Annotated in this window: 19 protein-coding genes; 16 read left to right on the forward strand and 3 right to left on the reverse strand. The window is 56.9% G+C overall.

Annotation, left to right across the window (positions count from 1 at the left end):
* The first annotated feature begins 2 nt into the window (after positions 1–2).
* Complete coding sequence (locus BP758_RS08195) at positions 3–266, forward strand: pro-sigmaK processing inhibitor BofA family protein (protein WP_292370386.1); 264 nt, start codon at positions 3–5, stop codon at positions 264–266.
* A gap of 344 nt (positions 267–610) precedes the next feature.
* Here the strand turns inward: BP758_RS08195 and BP758_RS08200 are convergent, their stop codons facing one another.
* The 3 genes from BP758_RS08200 to BP758_RS08210 form a co-directional block, all read right to left on the reverse strand.
* Positions 611–1,009, reverse strand: coding sequence for a hypothetical protein (locus BP758_RS08200; RefSeq protein WP_292370387.1), 399 nt, complete (start codon positions 1,007–1,009; stop codon positions 611–613).
* A gap of 577 nt (positions 1,010–1,586) precedes the next feature.
* Positions 1,587–2,294: a KaiC domain-containing protein gene (locus tag BP758_RS08205; protein ID WP_292370388.1), complete on the reverse strand. Its 708-nt coding sequence runs from the start codon at positions 2,292–2,294 to the stop codon at positions 1,587–1,589.
* Positions 2,291–3,118, reverse strand: a complete 828-nt coding sequence (locus BP758_RS08210) for an RAD55 family ATPase (RefSeq protein WP_292370389.1) — start codon at positions 3,116–3,118, stop codon at positions 2,291–2,293. The genes BP758_RS08205 and BP758_RS08210 overlap by 4 nt, the downstream gene beginning before the upstream one ends.
* Positions 3,119–3,319: 201 nt before the next feature.
* Between BP758_RS08210 and BP758_RS08215 the strand changes: the two genes are divergently transcribed.
* The 15 genes from BP758_RS08215 (at position 3,320) to BP758_RS08285 (ending at position 17,759) form a co-directional block, all read left to right on the forward strand.
* Positions 3,320–5,056: a type II/IV secretion system ATPase subunit gene (locus tag BP758_RS08215; protein ID WP_292370390.1), complete on the forward strand. Its 1,737-nt coding sequence runs from the start codon at positions 3,320–3,322 to the stop codon at positions 5,054–5,056.
* Positions 5,056–6,987 (forward strand): type II secretion system F family protein, encoded by a 1,932-nt coding sequence (locus tag BP758_RS08220; RefSeq protein WP_292370391.1) that lies wholly within the window; start codon positions 5,056–5,058, stop codon positions 6,985–6,987. The genes BP758_RS08215 and BP758_RS08220 overlap by 1 nt, the downstream gene beginning before the upstream one ends.
* 110 nt (positions 6,988–7,097) lie before the next feature.
* Entirely contained in the window at positions 7,098–7,232 is a 135-nt protein-coding gene (locus BP758_RS08225) for a hypothetical protein (RefSeq protein ID WP_292370392.1), read from the forward strand.
* Entirely contained in the window at positions 7,229–7,690 is a 462-nt protein-coding gene (locus tag BP758_RS08230; RefSeq protein WP_292370393.1) for an alpha/beta hydrolase, read from the forward strand. Before BP758_RS08225 ends, BP758_RS08230 begins: the two co-directional genes overlap by 4 nt.
* Positions 7,691–7,817: 127 nt before the next feature.
* Positions 7,818–8,147: an ATPase gene (locus tag BP758_RS08235; RefSeq protein WP_292370394.1), complete on the forward strand. Its 330-nt coding sequence runs from the start codon at positions 7,818–7,820 to the stop codon at positions 8,145–8,147.
* The gene (locus tag BP758_RS08240) at positions 8,134–10,107 is read left to right on the forward strand and encodes a V-type ATP synthase subunit I (protein ID WP_292370395.1); all 1,974 of its coding nucleotides are present in this window, start codon (positions 8,134–8,136) and stop codon (positions 10,105–10,107) included. The genes BP758_RS08235 and BP758_RS08240 overlap by 14 nt, the downstream gene beginning before the upstream one ends.
* Positions 10,108–10,110: 3 nt before the next feature.
* Complete coding sequence (locus BP758_RS08245) at positions 10,111–10,359, forward strand: ATPase (protein WP_292370396.1); 249 nt, start codon at positions 10,111–10,113, stop codon at positions 10,357–10,359.
* Positions 10,360–10,372: 13 nt separating this feature from the next.
* On the forward strand, positions 10,373–10,948 hold the full coding sequence (locus BP758_RS08250) for a V-type ATP synthase subunit E family protein (protein ID WP_292370397.1): 576 nt from the start codon (positions 10,373–10,375) through the stop codon (positions 10,946–10,948).
* Between the two features lie 63 nt (positions 10,949–11,011).
* A complete protein-coding gene (locus BP758_RS08255; RefSeq protein WP_394339198.1) occupies positions 11,012–12,016 on the forward strand; it encodes a V-type ATP synthase subunit C in 1,005 nt (334 codons plus the stop codon).
* Position 12,017: 1 nt separating this feature from the next.
* Entirely contained in the window at positions 12,018–12,320 is a 303-nt protein-coding gene (locus BP758_RS08260; protein WP_292370398.1) for a V-type ATP synthase subunit F, read from the forward strand.
* Entirely contained in the window at positions 12,311–14,071 is a 1,761-nt protein-coding gene (locus BP758_RS08265; RefSeq protein ID WP_292370399.1) for an ATP synthase subunit A, read from the forward strand. Before BP758_RS08260 ends, BP758_RS08265 begins: the two co-directional genes overlap by 10 nt.
* Positions 14,068–15,456 (forward strand): ATP synthase subunit B, encoded by a 1,389-nt coding sequence (locus tag BP758_RS08270; protein WP_292370400.1) that lies wholly within the window; start codon positions 14,068–14,070, stop codon positions 15,454–15,456. Before BP758_RS08265 ends, BP758_RS08270 begins: the two co-directional genes overlap by 4 nt.
* Before the next feature lie 10 nt (positions 15,457–15,466).
* Positions 15,467–16,096, forward strand: coding sequence for a V-type ATP synthase subunit D (locus tag BP758_RS08275; protein ID WP_292370401.1), 630 nt, complete (start codon positions 15,467–15,469; stop codon positions 16,094–16,096).
* Between the two features lie 23 nt (positions 16,097–16,119).
* Positions 16,120–17,334: a phosphoglycerate kinase gene (locus tag BP758_RS08280; RefSeq protein WP_292370402.1), complete on the forward strand. Its 1,215-nt coding sequence runs from the start codon at positions 16,120–16,122 to the stop codon at positions 17,332–17,334.
* 110 nt (positions 17,335–17,444) lie between these two features.
* Positions 17,445–17,759, forward strand: coding sequence for a hypothetical protein (locus tag BP758_RS08285; protein ID WP_292370403.1), 315 nt, complete (start codon positions 17,445–17,447; stop codon positions 17,757–17,759).
* Positions 17,760–17,769: the final 10 nt, after the last annotated feature.

A 17,769-nucleotide genomic window follows, 5' to 3' on the forward strand; every position in this document is an offset into this window, starting at 1 on the left:
CAATGAGCAACATCATCCTCGCGGTCGTTTTGATCGTTGCGATCCTCGCCATTGCCTATTACCTGGTAAAAAAATTCGCCGTGCTCGTGGTCAACGCGGTGCTCGGCCTCATCTTCTTATTCATCCTAAACACGCTCGGGGTCATGTCCTGGCTCGGGAAACCCGACCTCGGTTACAGCCTTGCCACGATCATCATCTGCGGGGTCGGCGGCATTCCGGGCGTGCTGGTGCTCGTGCTGCTGGATATCCTGGGGATAACGATATAAGAGATTTTTTTCTCGCTTGTACGAACTTTCGCGCCAAAAAATTTTGAAACGATCGCAGCGAAAGTTGGAAAAACAGGCTATTGATGTAGATACCACGACGGAGACTTCCCGGGCCGGAAAATCCGATCCGGCCGATCGCGTCCCGCCCGCACGGTCTGAAATTTTTTTCGGCCAAAAATTTCCGGCTCGAAAGTTGGTATGCCCGGATTTTTTTGGCGCGAAAGTTTTTCCGGCACATTTTTTTCGGTTCGAAAGTTGAAAATCCTAAAAAATTTTGGATTGAAATTTGAAAAAAGAAAAAAAATCTGGCGCGAAAGTTGGAAAAAAAGGTGTTAGTTATACAACTAACTCACTTCTCCGGCGTAAATCCAGCAATACGGACCCGGCACCGGGATCAAAAAAACCCGGACTTTTTTTGGCCGCGAAAGTTGAAAAACCAAAAAATTTTCCGGTTGAAAGTTGAAAAAAGAAAAAAAATTTGGACTGAAATTTCTCCGGCCGGATTTTTTCCGGTTTGAAATCTGAAAAATCCAAAAAATTTCCGGACGAAAGTTTGTACGCCCGGATTTTTCCGGACGAAAAAGGAAATTGCCGGAAAAATTTTGGGGCTGATGGGAATTTTGCAGGAAAAATCTGAGGCTGGCCGGTTCGTGCCGGTCTTCCTGCGTGCTACCCCCCTCTTGCGCCACCAGTCCCCCGAGGGGGACGGGGCGCACATGCGATGCACTCTGACTTACCTGCATTCAGAACCGCTCCCGGCACAGGTAATACAGAGCTATTGCAATGGGGGGGATGCCCACGCGGCGGGGGCGACAGCCCCCAGGAGCGTCTTCTTATAGAGAGTCACCGTCGATATTCCATCGCTCAGACCAATTTCCCCGTCGTAAATCCAAGAAGCGCTCACGGATTGCACCGGTTGGCAGATCTCAGGCTCATATGACCATTCCATCGATCCCAAAAACCCTGCCGCAGGAAGCCCGCTAAATTGCAGGTTTAAAATGCCTTAAAATCGTGGCATTTTTAGAAATACGCGATTAAATCAGGAATTTCTATGGGCGTGGACACAATTTCCACTGGAAACCGGTTTTACGGGATCACCCTGTTCCGGCTCTCCGTCGGAGAAAGGATCTGCGGAAACCTGCATTCTCCGGAACAGGTAACATATGTGAACAGAATACGGCAGAAGGAGTCGCTGACCCGGGGATGCCCCAAACGTACAGGATCAAACAGCCTGCCGCAGCCAAAAAACAAACAGCCTGCTGCCGGTCCACCGGGATCCTTGAGAAAAAAATAATCCGGCAGCCGGAAAAATTCCCCGGCCTAAAACACATTCGCTTCCGAATACACCGTGACCTGCGTTTGTTCGAGTTCGTACGGCTTGATCTCACGGGAATGGGCAGACATCCGCATCTTTGCCACTTCGAGCGCAAGGTGTACGTCGGTGAGATCGCTCGACCGCACGTACCGGAGCAGGATCACCGTATCGGCCAGGTACTCGATGAGGCCGTGCCGGCTCGAAAACGGGTTGCCCCGGTCGGTCTCGGAGGTCATCATCACGGTACATTCCTTGTCCCGCAGCCCCTCGATGAACCGGAACATCTCGCGCCGGCGCTCGGCATCGGACGTGAACAGGTCCTCGAAAAGCGAGATCGGGTCGATGATCACCCGGGTCGCTTTTAACTCGGAGATCAGGTTCGGGAGTTCGTTTTTGATCCGGTTATTCGCCAGGTTGAAGTCCGTCGGGTCGAGCTTGATGATAAAGAGCTCCTTCTGGAGGAACGGGTCCACATCCCAGCCCTTCTGCTTCATGTAGGTGATGAGCCGGTCTTCCCGCTCTTCGAGGCTGATGTAGATCACCTTCTCGCCCCTTTTGATCCCGTCCCAGACAAATTCGAGGGAGAACGTTGTCTTCCCGGTCCCGTACATCCCGATAACGGCGCAGATGCTCCCGGGGATCAGCCCGCCGCCCAGCATGTCGTCGAGCCCGACAATACCGACTTTCACCCGTTTTCCCGGAAGAATGCTCATATGACCATCCTGATATTGCTCACTTCAAATCCCCCGGTGGTCGAGATCTTGACGGCGAATTTCACCAGGTCGTGCTCTTCCAGGTGCGGCATGACGCCCCGGAACTTCTCGAAGTACATGATCCGCTGCCGGCGGGACCCGGTGCTCTCCTCCCACCGGAACAGGAAGACCGCGTCGGCGATATCTTCGAGCTCGGTCTCCCGGGCGGGTTCGATGATGCCTTTGCTCAAGAGCAGGTACACGGTCAGGTTTTTTGTCTTTGCGAACCGCTGGACGCCCCGGAGGAAACCGGCAAGATCGTTCCAGAAATTCGGCAGGGTGCTCTGGGTAGCAAGCTCGGTGATCGAATCGAGGATTACCATGCTCCCCGGCGCTACGGCATCGAATATCTGGATGAGCCGGAGGAAGATGTTCGCATGTTCGGAGCGTTTCTGGAGCCGGGCGAGCGTGTCGCTCTTGCTGTACCAGGTGTCGGGCACGATGCTCCGGTCGAAATACTGGTCGGAGAGATCCTCGAACCGGATCCCGGGGATCCCTTCGGTCACGCCATCTCCAAAGAATGACTGCACGATCTCATGCCGGACATCGGCTTCGAGCCGGGTGAACGTGACGTACACGATGCCGGCCGGGCAGACCTTTTCGGTCTCGCCGGGTTTAATCATGCACGAGAGCGAGTTCACCGTGGAACTGTACACGAATTCATAGTGGCCGGCCCCAATCTCCCCCAAAAGGAGGGTCATGGTCCCCGGCGGGATTCCCCCGTCAAGGATGGGATCGAGCGATGCGATCCCGGTCGGCATCCGTTGCGTCTGTATCTCCTGCATGTACCTGGCTCCGCGGTCTTTACCGCCGGCTGTCAAAGAAAATTATGCATCCTCTTGCTACATATACCTGTGGCGGGAACCGGCCGGAGGGTTATTGGCACGTTCTCCCGCCCGGTTTTTAAAAAAAGAGAAAAATAGTATTTATACGAGTCTCCCGAACTATAACCTGAATGGAACAGGAATCCCGGCAGGTGAAACGTAATGCGGCTCTCTGATCTTTTTTCAAAGAAAAAACAAGCGGAATCCCTGCCTGCCGATACCGGGCTCGGCCCGGACGATCTGGATATCCTGACCGATCCCCTTCCCGGACCTGCAGCGGCCCCGGGAAACGACCCCGCCCCGCAGCAGAAGCACCGCGAGGCCAGCTACCGGTACTATTTCCGGTTCCTGAGGGCGGGCGAGAAGACCGCGATCGAAGAGTACGATTTTGCCCGCGACGGGACGCTCGTCTCTGCGAGCCTTCCTGAGGGGTACGAACTTCTCGACCAGTACTGGATCGAAGAGGGGCGGACGCTCGTTTACATCGCGCTCAATAAAAAAACCAACCAGACCGAGTATCTCCTCTTCGAGCCCCCGCTCTCCGAGTTCGAGTACGAAATCCTGGAGCGCATCCACGAAGATCTCCTCGATGTCCTGATCCTGACCGGCGATGAGATCACAAAAGACCGGCGGGAGATCCTCCTTACCAAGGCATTTGCGCTTCTGGAGGACTACGGTCTCCGGCTTGACCGGATCTCGCTCTTTAAGATCGAATACTACCTGATCCGGAACTTCATCGGCTGGTCCCGTATCGACCCCCTCATGAAGGATCCCCGGCTCGAAGATATCTCCTGCGACGGGAGCAGGATCCCGATCTTCCTGTACCACCGGACCTACCGGAACATCCGGACCAACATCGCCTTTGAATCCGAAGTCCTTACCTCGCTTGCAATTACGCTTGCCCAGCGGTCCGGCAAGCACATCTCGACCGGGTCGCCCATGCTCGATGCAACGCTGCCCGACGGCTCCCGTCTCCAGCTGACGCTCGGGACGGAAGTGACGACCCGGGGCACCTCGTTTACGATCCGTAAGTTCCGTGAAGACCCGTTCTCACCCATCGAGCTCATGGAGATCGGGACGTTTACAAGCGACGAACTCGTGTACTTCTGGCTTGCGATAGAAAACAACATGAGCATGCTGTTTATCGGCGGGACGGCCTCGGGGAAGACCACGTCCTTAAATGCGGTCTCGCTCTTTATCCCCCCCAGTGCAAAGGTCGTCTCCATCGAGGATACCCGGGAGATCACGCTCTACCACGACAACTGGATCGCGAGCGTGACCCGGGATGCCCTTTCCGAGGGCAGCACCTCGATCAACATGTTCGATCTCCTCAAGGCAGCCATGCGGCAGCGGCCGGAGTATATCCTTGTCGGGGAAGTGCGGGGCGACGAAGCCCAGACGCTTTTCCAGGCGATGAATACCGGTCACACCACGTTTTCCACCATGCATGCGGGAAGCGTCGATGCCGCCATCCACCGGCTGGAGAGCGAACCCCTGAACGTGCCGCGCAACATGGTACAGGCCTTAAACGTCATCAGCGTCCAGGCGCTCATCTACCGGGGAACGGAGCGGGTGCGCCGGGCCCAGGAGATCGTCGAAGTGATCGGCATCGATCCGTCGACCGGCAACCTCCAGGTCAACAACGTCTTTGTCTACGACCCGGTCCACGACAAGACCGCGTACAGCGGGCGGTCGCGGATCTACTCTTCTATCGCAGAACGGCGTGGCTGGACCCGGGACCAGCTCGAAACGGAGATCGCGGTCAGGAAGAACCTGCTCGAAGAGATGCGTTCCCAGGGGATCCGGGACTACATCTCGGTTGCCTCCCTCTTCCACAACTACCATATCAACCGGGCAGACGTGCTCGCCCACATTGCTGACTTGCGACAGGTATTGTGATGAATTTCCGGCACTCGATCATGGGATGGCTGATGCGCGACCCGCTCAGCTACCGCAGCCTCCACGCGGACCTCGTCTCCGCCCGGTTCGGCGTCACGCTCGAGCAGTACCTCTGGAAATCGTTACGGATCGCTGTTCTCTCGGGCGTATTTTTTGGGATCCTCGGTTACCTTCTGGGCCGGTTCTTTGCGATCCAGGTAGCCTCCGGGAAGGGGATCTACAATGTCCTTGGTCTCCGCATCCCGGATAACTTCTCGTTTTTGTACGGGATCCTTGCCATCGAGATCGCCGGTGCCGCGGTTGCATTTTTCGTCGGGGCGTACATCATCTGGGCCCTCCTCATGCGCTGGCCTGCCGTGGAAAAGAAGAACCGAGTCGTCCGGATCAACCTGACCCTCCACAATGCGGTCGCCTACATGTACGCGATGCGCAAAGGCGGGTCCCAGCTCACCACGATCTTTACCGCCATCTCGGAACATGCCCGGATTTACGGCGAGGTGGCGCTCGAATTCCGGCAGGTTGTCCGCGATGTGGACTATTTCGGATCCGATGTCATCTCTGCGATCCGGCACCTTGGCGAGACCACGCCTTCAGAGAAACTCAAGGATTTCATCGAAGATCTCATCTCGGTCATCGAGAGCGGCGGCAATATGACGGAGTTCTTGGGAAACCGGGTCCGGCTGTACCAGGAACAGGCGCGGTTCGAGCAGAAACAGTTCCTGACGATCCTCTCGATGGTCGCCGAGTCCTATGTGACCCTCTTTGTGGCCGGGCCGCTCTTTTTGATCATCATCATGGTGGTCATGGGGATGATGGGCGGGGCTGCGGTGATCCAGCTCTCTGTCGTGATCTATGCGATCATCCCCATCGGGTCGCTCGTCTTTATCCTCCTCATCGATCTCATATCGACCAAATCGGAGAAGACCGAGCGCTATACCCGGGTAAAGATCCTCAACACCTTTGCCGATGTGCCGATTGTCAAAAAGACCGGGGAAGAACCACTCTTCGATCAGCTCCGGAAATACGACAAGATCCGGACGCTCGCGCATTATATCCGGCACCCGTTCGAGAGCTTTGTCTCCGATGTCAACCAGACGCTCTACATCACCGTCCCGGCTGCGATCCTGTACCTGGTGCTCGTTCTCCACAGCATGCCGGTATATACCGACCCGGAACTTTTCATCGCAGTCGTCGACGACCACGTGATAATCGCGCTTTTGATCGTCCTTATCCCCTATGCTATCTTCTACGAGATCTGGGCCCAGAAGGTCAACGGGATCCAGACGATGATCCCGGATTTCCTGGAGCGGATGGCCGGCATCAACCGGGTCGGGCTGACGATCGTTCAGGCTATCGGGATCATGGTGAACACGAACCTGGGCCTTCTGAGTTACGAGATCCGGCGGATCAAGCGCGACATGGACTGGGGCGTGAACTTCAACGATGCCCTCATGCGCTTTGAGGAACGGGTGAGCACGCCGGCGATTGCCCGGACGGTGACGCTGATCACCAAAGCAAGCGAGATGAGCGCGGAGATCGGCGAGGTGCTCGCGATCGCCGCAAGCGATGCAAAGATGAGCGAGACCTTAAAAAAAGAGCGGCTCGGCGAGATGTTCATCTACACGGCGATCGTGTACCTGTCGTTCTTTGTCTTCCTCTTTGTCGTTGCCGTACTCTCGACACAGTTCCTGCCGGTGCTCGCCAATATCAATACGTCGGGCGTTTCATCGATGGGCGCGCTCTCCGGTATCGGCTCGGTTCCGATCAGGGCATTCGACCGGCTGCTCTACCATGCATGTCTCGCCCAGGCGCTCTTCTCGGGCCTTATTGCCGGGCAGATGGGCGAGGCATCGATCGCCTCGGGGATCAAGCACTCCTGCGTTCTCCTGGTAATCACCCTCGTGGTCTTCAACTTCGTGCTCGTGATATAAGCCGGGCCGGTCTGCGCCCGGCCAACCGGGGCAAACAGGCATAAATACTCGGGCCGGTGAGAATAGAATACTGAGGTGAACCAGGAACCATGTGCAGTATTGGTGGACCCATGGACGTCGATCTTCCGGCGGACCGGGTAAAGGCCAAGGACTACCGGTGCAGGGAATGCGGGGAGCGGTTCAAAGGCATCGGGAAGCGGCCGATGTGCCCGTCCTGCCAGTCCGAAGATGTCGACGAAATATGAACGTCCCTTTTTCCCGCGATGTCCTGCGCTTTTCGGGCACGCACTCTTTTCTGCTCGCAGCTTCCGTGCTGGAGCCGTTTTCGCTCTGCATCGAGACCAGTGACGAGGAGTACTGCCAGGGCATGAGCCCGGGCGATCTCGTGGCGGTCTCCGCTCCCGGGGGCGGCCCGGCCGAACCGGCCCTGATGCTGCTCGAACTGGTCCGGACGCACCACCTGCCGCTGATCGTTCTCCCAAAAGATCACCCGGGCTCAAAAAGGATCCCGTATGTCGTTTCCGCAGGCCCGGAGATCCGGACGAACTGCTCGATTATCCGGGGCACCCACCCGGAGCAGCACCTGATCTGCTCATCGGACGAACTTGCCGGGATCACGCTTTTTGGGACACCGGGGGGAATACGGGTGGACGGCCTTTCCCCTGCGATATCCTGCGGGGTCATAAAAAACGATAAATACTGAGTATTTTTAAGAAAATGCTGTTTTTACCCGGGATCCTTTCAGGCCGGGCAGGGCTGGAAAATCGAAAATAACAATACATATATTGTGAATTTCACCAACTAATGTACTGCCGTGAGTGGAGGGTTGGATGAAAACTGAGGTCTTAGACGACATTAAGAAAACCGAAGCTGAGTATCAGTCGATGGTCAGTGCGGCGCAGGAGGAGAAGAAGAAACGACGCTCCCAAGCCGAACTGGAAGCCGATAACCTGATAACCAAGGCGCAGAGCAATGCTGAACAGTACAAGAAGCTGAAACTGGAAGAAGCACGGCACCAGGCAGCCCAAAAACACGCCGATATCATACAGGAAGGCAATCGGCGTTCAGCGGCATTGAACGAGAAGGGCAAAAAGAACCTCTCAAAAGCAGTGCAGCTGCTGGTATCCCGGTTTAAGGAGCAGCTGCATGTTGGCGCCTAAACCGATGAGCCGGATGCTCATTGTGGCATCCCGCGACCAGGCGGAACCGATCATCGAAGAGCTCTACCGCGAGCGCCTGTTCCATATCGAAGACTATGTGGAGCAGGGCCGCGAGGGGTACGAGGGCTTTAAGATCGGCACACCGCTTCACGGGGCCACGGAAGCATCGCAGGAGCTCGTCAAGGTCAGGGCAATCGAGAACGTCTTTTCTGTACGCGGCGAGGATATCGAAGCGAAACAGAAATTAGGCACGCCGGCAATACGGCAGAAGATCGAACAGGATCTTCCCGGTATCGAAAAAGAGGTCGAGGACCTGGCAGCAGCCCGGTCGAAACTCGACACGAAAGTAAAGGAGTACGAGCAGAAGATAGCAGAGCTCGCCCCGTTTACGGGGGTCCCGGTGGATCTCGCGCTTCTCGGCGGGTATACGCACTTCTCCGTGCTGGGAGGCTATGTCCCAAAAGACGTGACCCTATCCGTCCCGCACGAGATTGAGACCGTAAAAGGCAAGGACCGCCAGTTTGTCCTTGTCGTGGTCGCTGCACAGGACCGGGCCGAGGCCGAACGCGAGCTGCAGGAAGCGCAGTTCCAGTCGGTTGCAATCCCGGAAGAGAGCGGCACTGCAACGGTCCGCACCGCGTATTACACGGAACAGATCGCGTCCTTAAAAAAAGAGATCGACGGGATCAACGCCAAACTCACCACGATCAAGGAGTCGCACACCGATCTCCTGGTCGCCTGCGAGGAAGCGTTCCGTGCAGAGATCGAGAAGACCGAGGCACCCTTACGGTTTGCCACCACCTCGAAGGTGTTCGTGGCAGAAGGCTGGGTCCCGGCGGACCATGTCGCAGCGCTCAGTGCAGCCCTCGACAAGGTGACCGGCGGCAAGGTCTTTGTCTCCGAGCAGCCGGTTGACGCTGTCCACGACAACGTCCCGGTGGAGTACAACAACCCGGAGTTTGCAAAACCCGCACAGCTCTTAATGGATGTCTACTCCCGCCCCACGTACACGGAAGTAGACCCGACGCTCGTCCTCGCCATCATGTTCCCGATCTTCTTCGGGGTCATTGTCGGGGATGTCGGGTACGGTCTTTTGATGCTTGCCCTGTGTGCAGGACTCTGGATGTTCATGAAGGGTGAAGAGACCCGCCAGTTCCTGAAAATTCTAAGGAACGCGAGCATCATGAGCATCATCTTCGGGGTTCTCTTCAGCGAATTTTTAGGATTCGAGCTCCCGTGGGCCCCGATCATCTACAGCCGCCACTTAAACATTGGCGTGACTGAAGCCGGAGGACACGGGGCAGCGATTGCCGAACTCCTTATCGTATCGGTCTGGGTCGGTATCCTGTATGTCACGCTCGGCAGGGTGCTGGGCATGGTCAACCACGCCAAACAGGACCATGGCGATCACCGCATCAAGGCCGTGCTTGCCAATCTTGGCTGGATCCTCGTCATGTGGGGTATCCTCTTTGGCATCTGGTCGATGTTCCCGATCCCGCTCATGCCGGATATGACCAAGCTGCCCATCGTGGCAGTCGGGCTCTCGGTAGGGATCGTCCTTGCGATCGTCTGTATCGTGCTCGGGGTCATCTTCATTGCACGCGACGCGGTCCTCGAGATCATCGAGATCCCGACGATCATCTCGCACGTGCTCTCGTACACCCGTCTGACGGCCGTAGGGCTGTCGTCGGTCGCCATCGCAATGGTGATCAACTACATGGCTATCGGGATGTTCATCAATCCCGGCATGAAAGATCTCTCGATTGTAGGAATAGTCATGATCATCGTCGGGGTTTTGATATTCCTGCTCGGGCACATGTTTAACCTGGCGCTCGGGCTCCTTGACGGTGGTCTTCACTCAATCCGGTTGCATTATGTCGAATTCTTCACCAAGTTCTACAAGGGTGGAGGCAAGAAATACAATCCATTTGGAATGAAAAGGAAATTTACGGAGGACTAGATTATGGCAGACGCAGTTATGACAATGGAAATGATTCAGGCATCGCAGGTAGGAATGAAGGCAATCGGCGCAGGGCTCGCCGTCGGTCTCACCGGTGTAGGTACCGGTGTTGCTGAGATGGGTATCGGTGCCGCAGCCGTTGGCGCCATTGCAGAGAACAAGGACTTCTTTGGTCTTGGGCTGCTCTTTACGGTCATTCCGGAAACCATCGTTATCTTCGGTCTTGTCATTGCGCTTCTCCTGCTCTTCTAAGCGAGGCAGAACAATGGGACTGGAAGCAGTGCTGGAAGAGATCAGGGAAAAAGGCAAAAAGGAAGCGGATGCGATCCGTGCCGAGTCGAAAGCCGACTCCGACCGGATTCTCGCGGAAGCAGACCGGAAAGTCGCGGAGATCAAGACATCAGCTGAGGATGCTTCGGCAAAGCAGGCATCCCGGATTGTCGGACAGGATGTCTCTGCGGCCAACCTTCTTGTGAAGCGTGAGATCTTAAACACCCAGAAAGCGCTTCTGGATGAAGTGTACGAGAGCACCCGCGCCGAGATTGCCAAGCTCCCCGAGAGCTTCCACCGTGAAGCGATCAAAAAGCTCCTGATTGAAGCCAAAAAGGAGATCAAAAAAGGCAGTATCCACTGCAATGCACGGGATGTTGCGGCAGCAAAGGCTGTCCTTGCCGAGGCAGAGTTTTCCGGGTTTACGCTCGGGGAACCGGCCGATATCGACGGGGGCATCCTCATCGACAGCGAGGGAAACGAAGTCCAGATCGACTACAGCTACCGCACGTTCATGAACAAAGTATGGGAATCCGGACTCAAGGATGCATCTGATATCCTCTTCGGATAGGATGGTACAGACATGGCAGGGATGAAAGGAATTTCAGCGCCCACTATTTACGTCTGTACCAGGATGAGGGTGAGAAAGGCAAAACTCATCCCCCGCGAAGAGTACCAGCGGATGCTCAACATGAGCCTTCCCGAGATTACCCGTATTATCGAAGAGACCTCGTACAAGCAGGAGATCGACGAGCTCGGCACCACGTTCAAAGGTATCGACCTTCTGGAAGTGGCGCTCAGCTGGAACCTTGCAAAGGAGTACCAGCGGATCATTGCCATCACGCCCGGGACGCTCAAGCAGTTCACCCGCGCCTACCTCAGGTACTGGGATATCCAGAACGTGCTCACGATCCTCCGCGGCAAAATGCAGGGCATGAAGGCCGGCAAGATCAAGGAAGTCCTTGTTCCCGCAGGCAGTCTCGACAAGGTCGTGCTCGACCGGCTCCTCAACGAAGACGGTCCCGACCGGGTGATCGACGCGCTCAAAGGCAAACGTCTCTACCCGGTGCTCGCCCGGGAATACCCGGCGGCAAAAGAGTCAGGGTCGTTTGCGAAGATGGAGAACGAGCTCTACAAGCAGTTCTACGCGGAGATCATTGCGGAAACGAGCGGCGAGGGTGCCGGCGGCCGGCTGTTCCTTGCGTACATCCGGCTCGATATCGATGTGAAAAACATCCTGACACTCTTCAGGCTCCGGGCCGACAACCTCGGGGAAGATGCAAAAGAGATGTACATCCCCGGCGGCACGATCTCTGCGGCCGACTTTGCCCTGTTACACACGGTAAAGGAGTACCGCGAGTTTGTCGACCAGCTCAAGAGCAAGGTCCATACCGCGCCGGTCATCGAACTCTTAAAAAGCATCGAGACCGAACGGCCGGTGCACGAGATAGCTTCGCTCCTTGTGCGGGTCCAGATGGAACAGATGGAAAAACTCTCGAAGAGAAATCCGTTCTCTATCTACCCGATTCTCGTGTATCTCGAGAAGAAGAAGTACGAAGTCTCAAACCTCCGGGCTCTTGCCCGGGGCAAGGAGTCCAAGCTCCCCGCGGATATAATCGGGAAATACCTGGTGATGTAAGATGGAAATTGCAGTCATCGGCAACAGCGAGTTCATCCTCGGGTTCCGGCTTGCGGGTATAAAAAAGACCATCGCAGCGGAGAACGATGAGAAACTCGCCGAAAGCATCACCAACGTCCTTTCGGACGGACAGGTCGGTATTCTGGTGTTAAACAGCAGCGACATGGAGCGGCTTCCCCGCCGGCTCCGTACCACGCTTGAGAACTCAGTCAAGCCCACCGTCATTGCCCTTGGCGGCGAAGAAGGGGGCCTGTCCATGAGAGAGAGAATCAAACGATCGGTGGGTGTTGATCTGTGGAAGTAAAAAAGGCAAAGGAAGCAAAAAAAGGCGTCCTCAAAAGGATTGCCGGGCCAGTCGTAACGGCGGTCAACCTTGACGCCCACATGTACGATGTGGTCAGGGTCGGTAACGAAGCCCTGATGGGCGAAGTCATCAAGATCCAGGGTGACAACGTCATCATTCAGGTGTACGAAGATACCTCGGGTATTAAGCCCGGCGAACCGGTCTCGAATACCGGCCTCTCGCTCGCAGTCGAGCTCGGGCCCGGTCTTCTGACCAGTATCTACGACGGTATCCAGCGTCCTCTCGAAGTGCTCGTCAACAAGATGGGCAACTTCATCGAGCGCGGTGTGTCTGCACCCGGTCTCTCCCACGAGAAGAAGTGGACCTTCAAGCCGCTTGTAAAAGCCGGCGACAAGGCAGAGCCGGGCAAGATCCTTGGCGAAGTCCAGGAGACGAACATCGTCCATAAGATCATGCTCCCGCCCAATGCAAAGCCGGGCGTGATAAAGACGATCAAGAGCGGCGACTTCACCATCGACGAGATCGTCTATGTTCTCGAAGACGGCAGAGAGTTCCCGATGCTCCAGCGCTGGCCGGTCCGTGTCCCGCGGCCGGTCAAAGAGAAGAAGAACCCGACGATTCCGCTCCTTACCGGTCAGCGTATCCTCGATGGTCTCTTCCCGATTGCAAAGGGCGGCACCGCCGCAATTCCCGGCCCGTTCGGGAGCGGCAAGACCGTTACCCAGCAGCAGCTGGCCAAGTGGTCGGATGCCGAGATCGTGGTCTACATCGGCTGCGGAGAACGCGGCAACGAGATGACCGAAGTGCTGACAGAGTTCCCGCACCTGGAGGACCCGAAATCCGGTAAGCCTCTCATGGAGCGGACGGTGCTCATCGCAAACACCTCGAACATGCCGGTCGCGGCCCGTGAAGCATCGGTGTACACCGGTATCACGATCGCCGAGTACTTCCGTGACATGGGCTACGATGTATCCCTCATGGCCGACTCCACCTCCCGGTGGGCAGAAGCAATGAGAGAAATTTCGTCCCGTCTTGAAGAGATGCCCGGTGAAGAAGGCTACCCCGCGTACCTTGCAGCCCGGCTCTCCGAGTTCTACGAGCGTGCAGGGCTTGTCGAGACCTTAAACGGCGACTCCGGTTCCGTCTCGGTTATCGGTGCAGTCTCACCGCCTGGCGGCGACTTCTCCGAGCCGGTCACGCAGAACACGCTGCGTATCGTGAAAGTCTTCTGGGCACTGGACGCAAAGCTCTCCCAGCGCCGGCACTTCCCGGCCATCAACTGGCTCAACTCCTACTCGCTGTACCTGGATGCACTCCACGACTACTACGACAAGGAAGTTGCGCCCGACTGGAACAAGACCCGGTCCTGGGCCATGGAAGTCCTCCAGAAAGAGGCAGAACTCCAGGAGATCGTGCAGCTCGTCGGTTCCGACGCACTGCCCGAATCAGAACAGGTGACCATCGAGGTCGCCCGTATGATCCGTGAGATCTTCCTCCAGCAGAACGCTTACGACGCAGTCGACACGTTCTGCGACATGAAGAAGCAGTACGACATGATGAAGGCGATCAAGACATTCGCGGACCTTGCCTACGCGGCCCAGCAGTCGGGTGTCAGCCCGGCGCAGATCCTCGCGGTCAAGGCCAAGAACGAACTGCCCCAGATCAAGTTCGTCAAGGAGTACAAGCCCGAACTCGCGAAGATCGAGAAGGACATGGACGCTGAGTTCAACACACTGAGGTCGGCAGCATGAAGGAATACAGGACGATCACAAAGATTGCCGGTCCGCTTGTCTTTGTCGAAAAGACTGAACCCATCGCGTACCAGGAACTCGTGAACGTGGTTCTTTCCGACGGCACGATCAAGCGCGGCCAGGTGCTGGACACAAGCGACGATCTCGTCGTTGTCCAGATCTTCGAGACCACGACCGGTATCGGAAGGGACAGCGGTGTCCGGTTCACCGGCGAGACCATCAAGATGCCGGTCGGCAGGGAAATGCTCGGCCGTATCCTGTCCGGCGGCGGTAAGCCTATCGACGGCGGCCCGGAGATTGTTCCGGAAAAACGCCTCGACATCACCGGTGCTGCGATCAACCCGTACGCCCGTGGCATGCCGGCGGATTTCATCCAGACCGGTATCTCCACGATCGACGGCACGAACACCCTTGTCCGTGGCCAGAAGCTCCCGATCTTCTCGGGTGCAGGTCTCCCGCACAACAATGTTGCGCTGCAGATCGCCCGGCAGGCAAAGGTGCCCGGCTCGACCGAGAGCTTCGCTGTCGTGTTCGCTGCAATGGGTATCACCAAAGAAGAGGCCAACTACTTCATGGCCGACTTCGAGCGCACGGGCGCTCTCGAACGCGCCGTCGTCTTCCTCAACCTTGCGGACGACCCGGCCGTCGAGCGTATCATCACCCCGCGTCTCGCGCTCACCACTGCCGAGTACCTTGCCTTCGAACTGGGTATGCACGTGCTGGTCATCTTAACCGATATGACCAACTACTGCGAAGCGCTCCGCCAGATCGGTGCCGCCCGTGAAGAAGTGCCGGGCCGCCGTGGTTACCCCGGGTACATGTACACGGACCTCGCCTGCATCTACGAGAGGGCCGGCATGATCAAGGGCCAGAAGGGCTCGGTCACGCAGATCCCGATCTTAACGATGCCCGGCGACGATATCACCCACCCGATCCCCGACCTGACCGGTTACATTACCGAAGGCCAGATCGTGGTCAACCGTGAACTGCACCGTAAGGGTATCTACCCGCCCATCAACGTGCTCCCCTCGCTCTCCCGGTTAATGAACCTCGGTATCGGCAAGGGACACACCCGTGAAGACCACAAGAAGGTCTCCGACCAGATGTACGCCGGCTATGCGGAAGGAAACGATCTCCGCGGCCTTGTGGCAATCGTCGGTAAGGACGCGCTCTCCGAGCGTGACCGGGGACTCCTGGAGTTTGCCGATCACTTCGAGAACCGCTTTGTCCGCCAGGGATATGACGAGGACCGCACCATCGAGGACACGCTTGACCTCGGCTGGGATCTCCTCTCGACCCTGCCGGTGGAGCAGCTCACCCGTATCGACCGCGACTTAATCAACAAATACCACCCGAAATTCAAGGCCGGTGCAAAGAAGGAGTAAGTGAGTCTGTATGGCGCTGCGCGATATCAAGCCGACACGGTCCGAGCTGATCAACTTAAAAAAGAAGATCCAGCTCTCCCAGCGCGGCTATAAGATCCTCAAGATGAAGCGCGACGGGCTCATCATGGAATTCTTTAAGATCCTCTCCACGGCAAAAGACAGCCGCGGGGAGCTCTTGAACAAATACCAGCACGCTGTCGAGATGATGGCGGTGGCAAACACGGTAGAAGGCGCGATCGGCGTGAAAGCCGCCGCCTTCTCCGTCAAAGAGACGCCGGAGATCACGCTCAAGAGCAAGAACATCATGGGCGTGGTCGTGCCGCAGATTGAATCGTCGAAAGTGAAAAAGAGCCTCGCGGACCGCGGCTACGGCGTGCTCGGCACGTCGCCGGTCATTGACGAGACTGCATCTGCATTCGAGGACTTGGTCGAGGCGATCATTGAGAGCGCCGAGATCGAGACCACGATGAAGCGCCTGCTCGACGAGATCGAGAAGACCAAGCGCCGGGTAAACGCGCTCGAGTTCAAGGTCATCCCCGAACTCACCGCAGCCCGGGACTTCATCAAGATGCGTCTTGACGAGATGGAACGCGAAGAGCTCTTCCGGATGAAGAAGATCAAGGCCCGGAGCTCAGCGTAAGCTCCGGGGAAGGTGCAGGCGTTATGCCAATCGGTACCCTTTCGGGCCTGGGGTGCAGCAAAAAGACGGTGCTTCTCCGTCTCGACCTCAACTCCCCCATCGACCCCACCTCCCACCTTATTTTGGACGACAAACGGTTCCGTGAGCACCTGCCCACGATCCGGGCGCTCTCCGATGCAAAAGTGGTCATCGTTACCCACCAGAGCCGGCCCGGAAAAAAAGATTTTACCACGCTCGAATCCCATGCCGAGAAACTCGAAGAGCTTCTCGGGACCCCGGTCACCTATGTTGACAGTATCTTCGGGCGGCATGCAAAGGACACGGTCCGGTCCATGAAGCCCGGCGATATCGTGATGCTGGAGAACGTCCGGTTCGCGGCCGAGGAGAACCTGACCATGAAGCCTGAGGAGGCCAAAAAGACCCACCTCGTAAAAAGGCTTTCGGGCATGGCGGACTTTTTTATAAACGACGCCTTCGGGACCGCCCACCGGTCCCAGCCCACCGTGGTCGGCCTGCCGCTTGCCATGAAATCGGCGGCCGGCCTCTTAATGGAAAAGGAAGTCTCCACGCTCTCGAAAGTCTTCTCGGGAGCGCCCCGCCCGGTCTGCATGGTGCTCGGCGGCACGAAGGTCGACGACTCTATAGAGGTTGCAGCCCACGTGCTCGAGAACGGGATCGCGGACTCCGTGATCGTGATCGGTGTCGTGGCAAATGTCTTCTATCTCGCCAAAGGCTACGATATCGGCAAACCCTCCACCCAGCTCATCGAGCAGCTGAAGTACCAGGGCGAGATTGCCAAGGCAAAAGAGATCCTCAAAAAGTTTGGCGACCGGGTGATCATGCCCTCCACCGTTGCTGTCCGGCAGAACAATAAACGCGTGGAATACCCGGTCGAGAAGATCCCGCAGGACGCGCCGGTGATGGACATGGGTATGGACGCCCTCTCCGCGCTCGTTGCTACCTTAAAGAAGTCCGGGACCGTGGTCTTCAACGGCCCCGCAGGCGTCTTCGAGGACCCGGACTTTGCGACCGGGACCTTCGAGATGCTCCGTGCAGCATCCAAAGTCGAGTTCTCGGTCGTGGGCGGCGGGCATACCGCGGCCGTGATCGAGAAGCTCGGGATCGAAAAAGAGTTCACCCACATATCCACCGGCGGCGGTGCGTGCATTGAATTTTTGACCGGGAAGAAACTCCCGGCCGTAGAAGCGCTCGAAGAGTCCTACCGGATCTTCGGGTAAACAGGATTTTTCCCCTCTCTTTTTTTTGTGCGCATCTGAATCTCCTATACGCCGTCAGACCGCGGATCCCGACAGGATATTTATAGCGCTCCGGCCTACAGCATAAGGAAATGGCGGAGAAAATGCCCCTGTCGCGGGGGGAACGGGTGGCAGTCTCGTACAAGATGCCGCCCAATATCTATGAAAAAGTCCGGTACCTGGTGTACGAGGAGAAAAAATTCTCAACGGTCTCGGACTGTATCACGCAGGCGCTCATCTCGTTTGTCGGGGAGACCGGCGGGCACAGGGAGATGCAAGAGTGTATCCGCGAGTACCTTGCTTCCGATGAAGGCAGGGCGGTAATCAAAAGCCAGGTTTGCGATGTGCTTGCGGAGGCTGTCATGTCCGGCCGTGACGGTGGCAGGGATATGCCGCAGCGCCCGTGATGATGTTCAG

The sequence above is a fragment of the Methanoregula sp. UBA64 genome (assembly GCF_002502735.1).
In the GTDB taxonomy this organism is placed as follows: domain Archaea; phylum Halobacteriota; class Methanomicrobia; order Methanomicrobiales; family Methanospirillaceae; genus Methanoregula.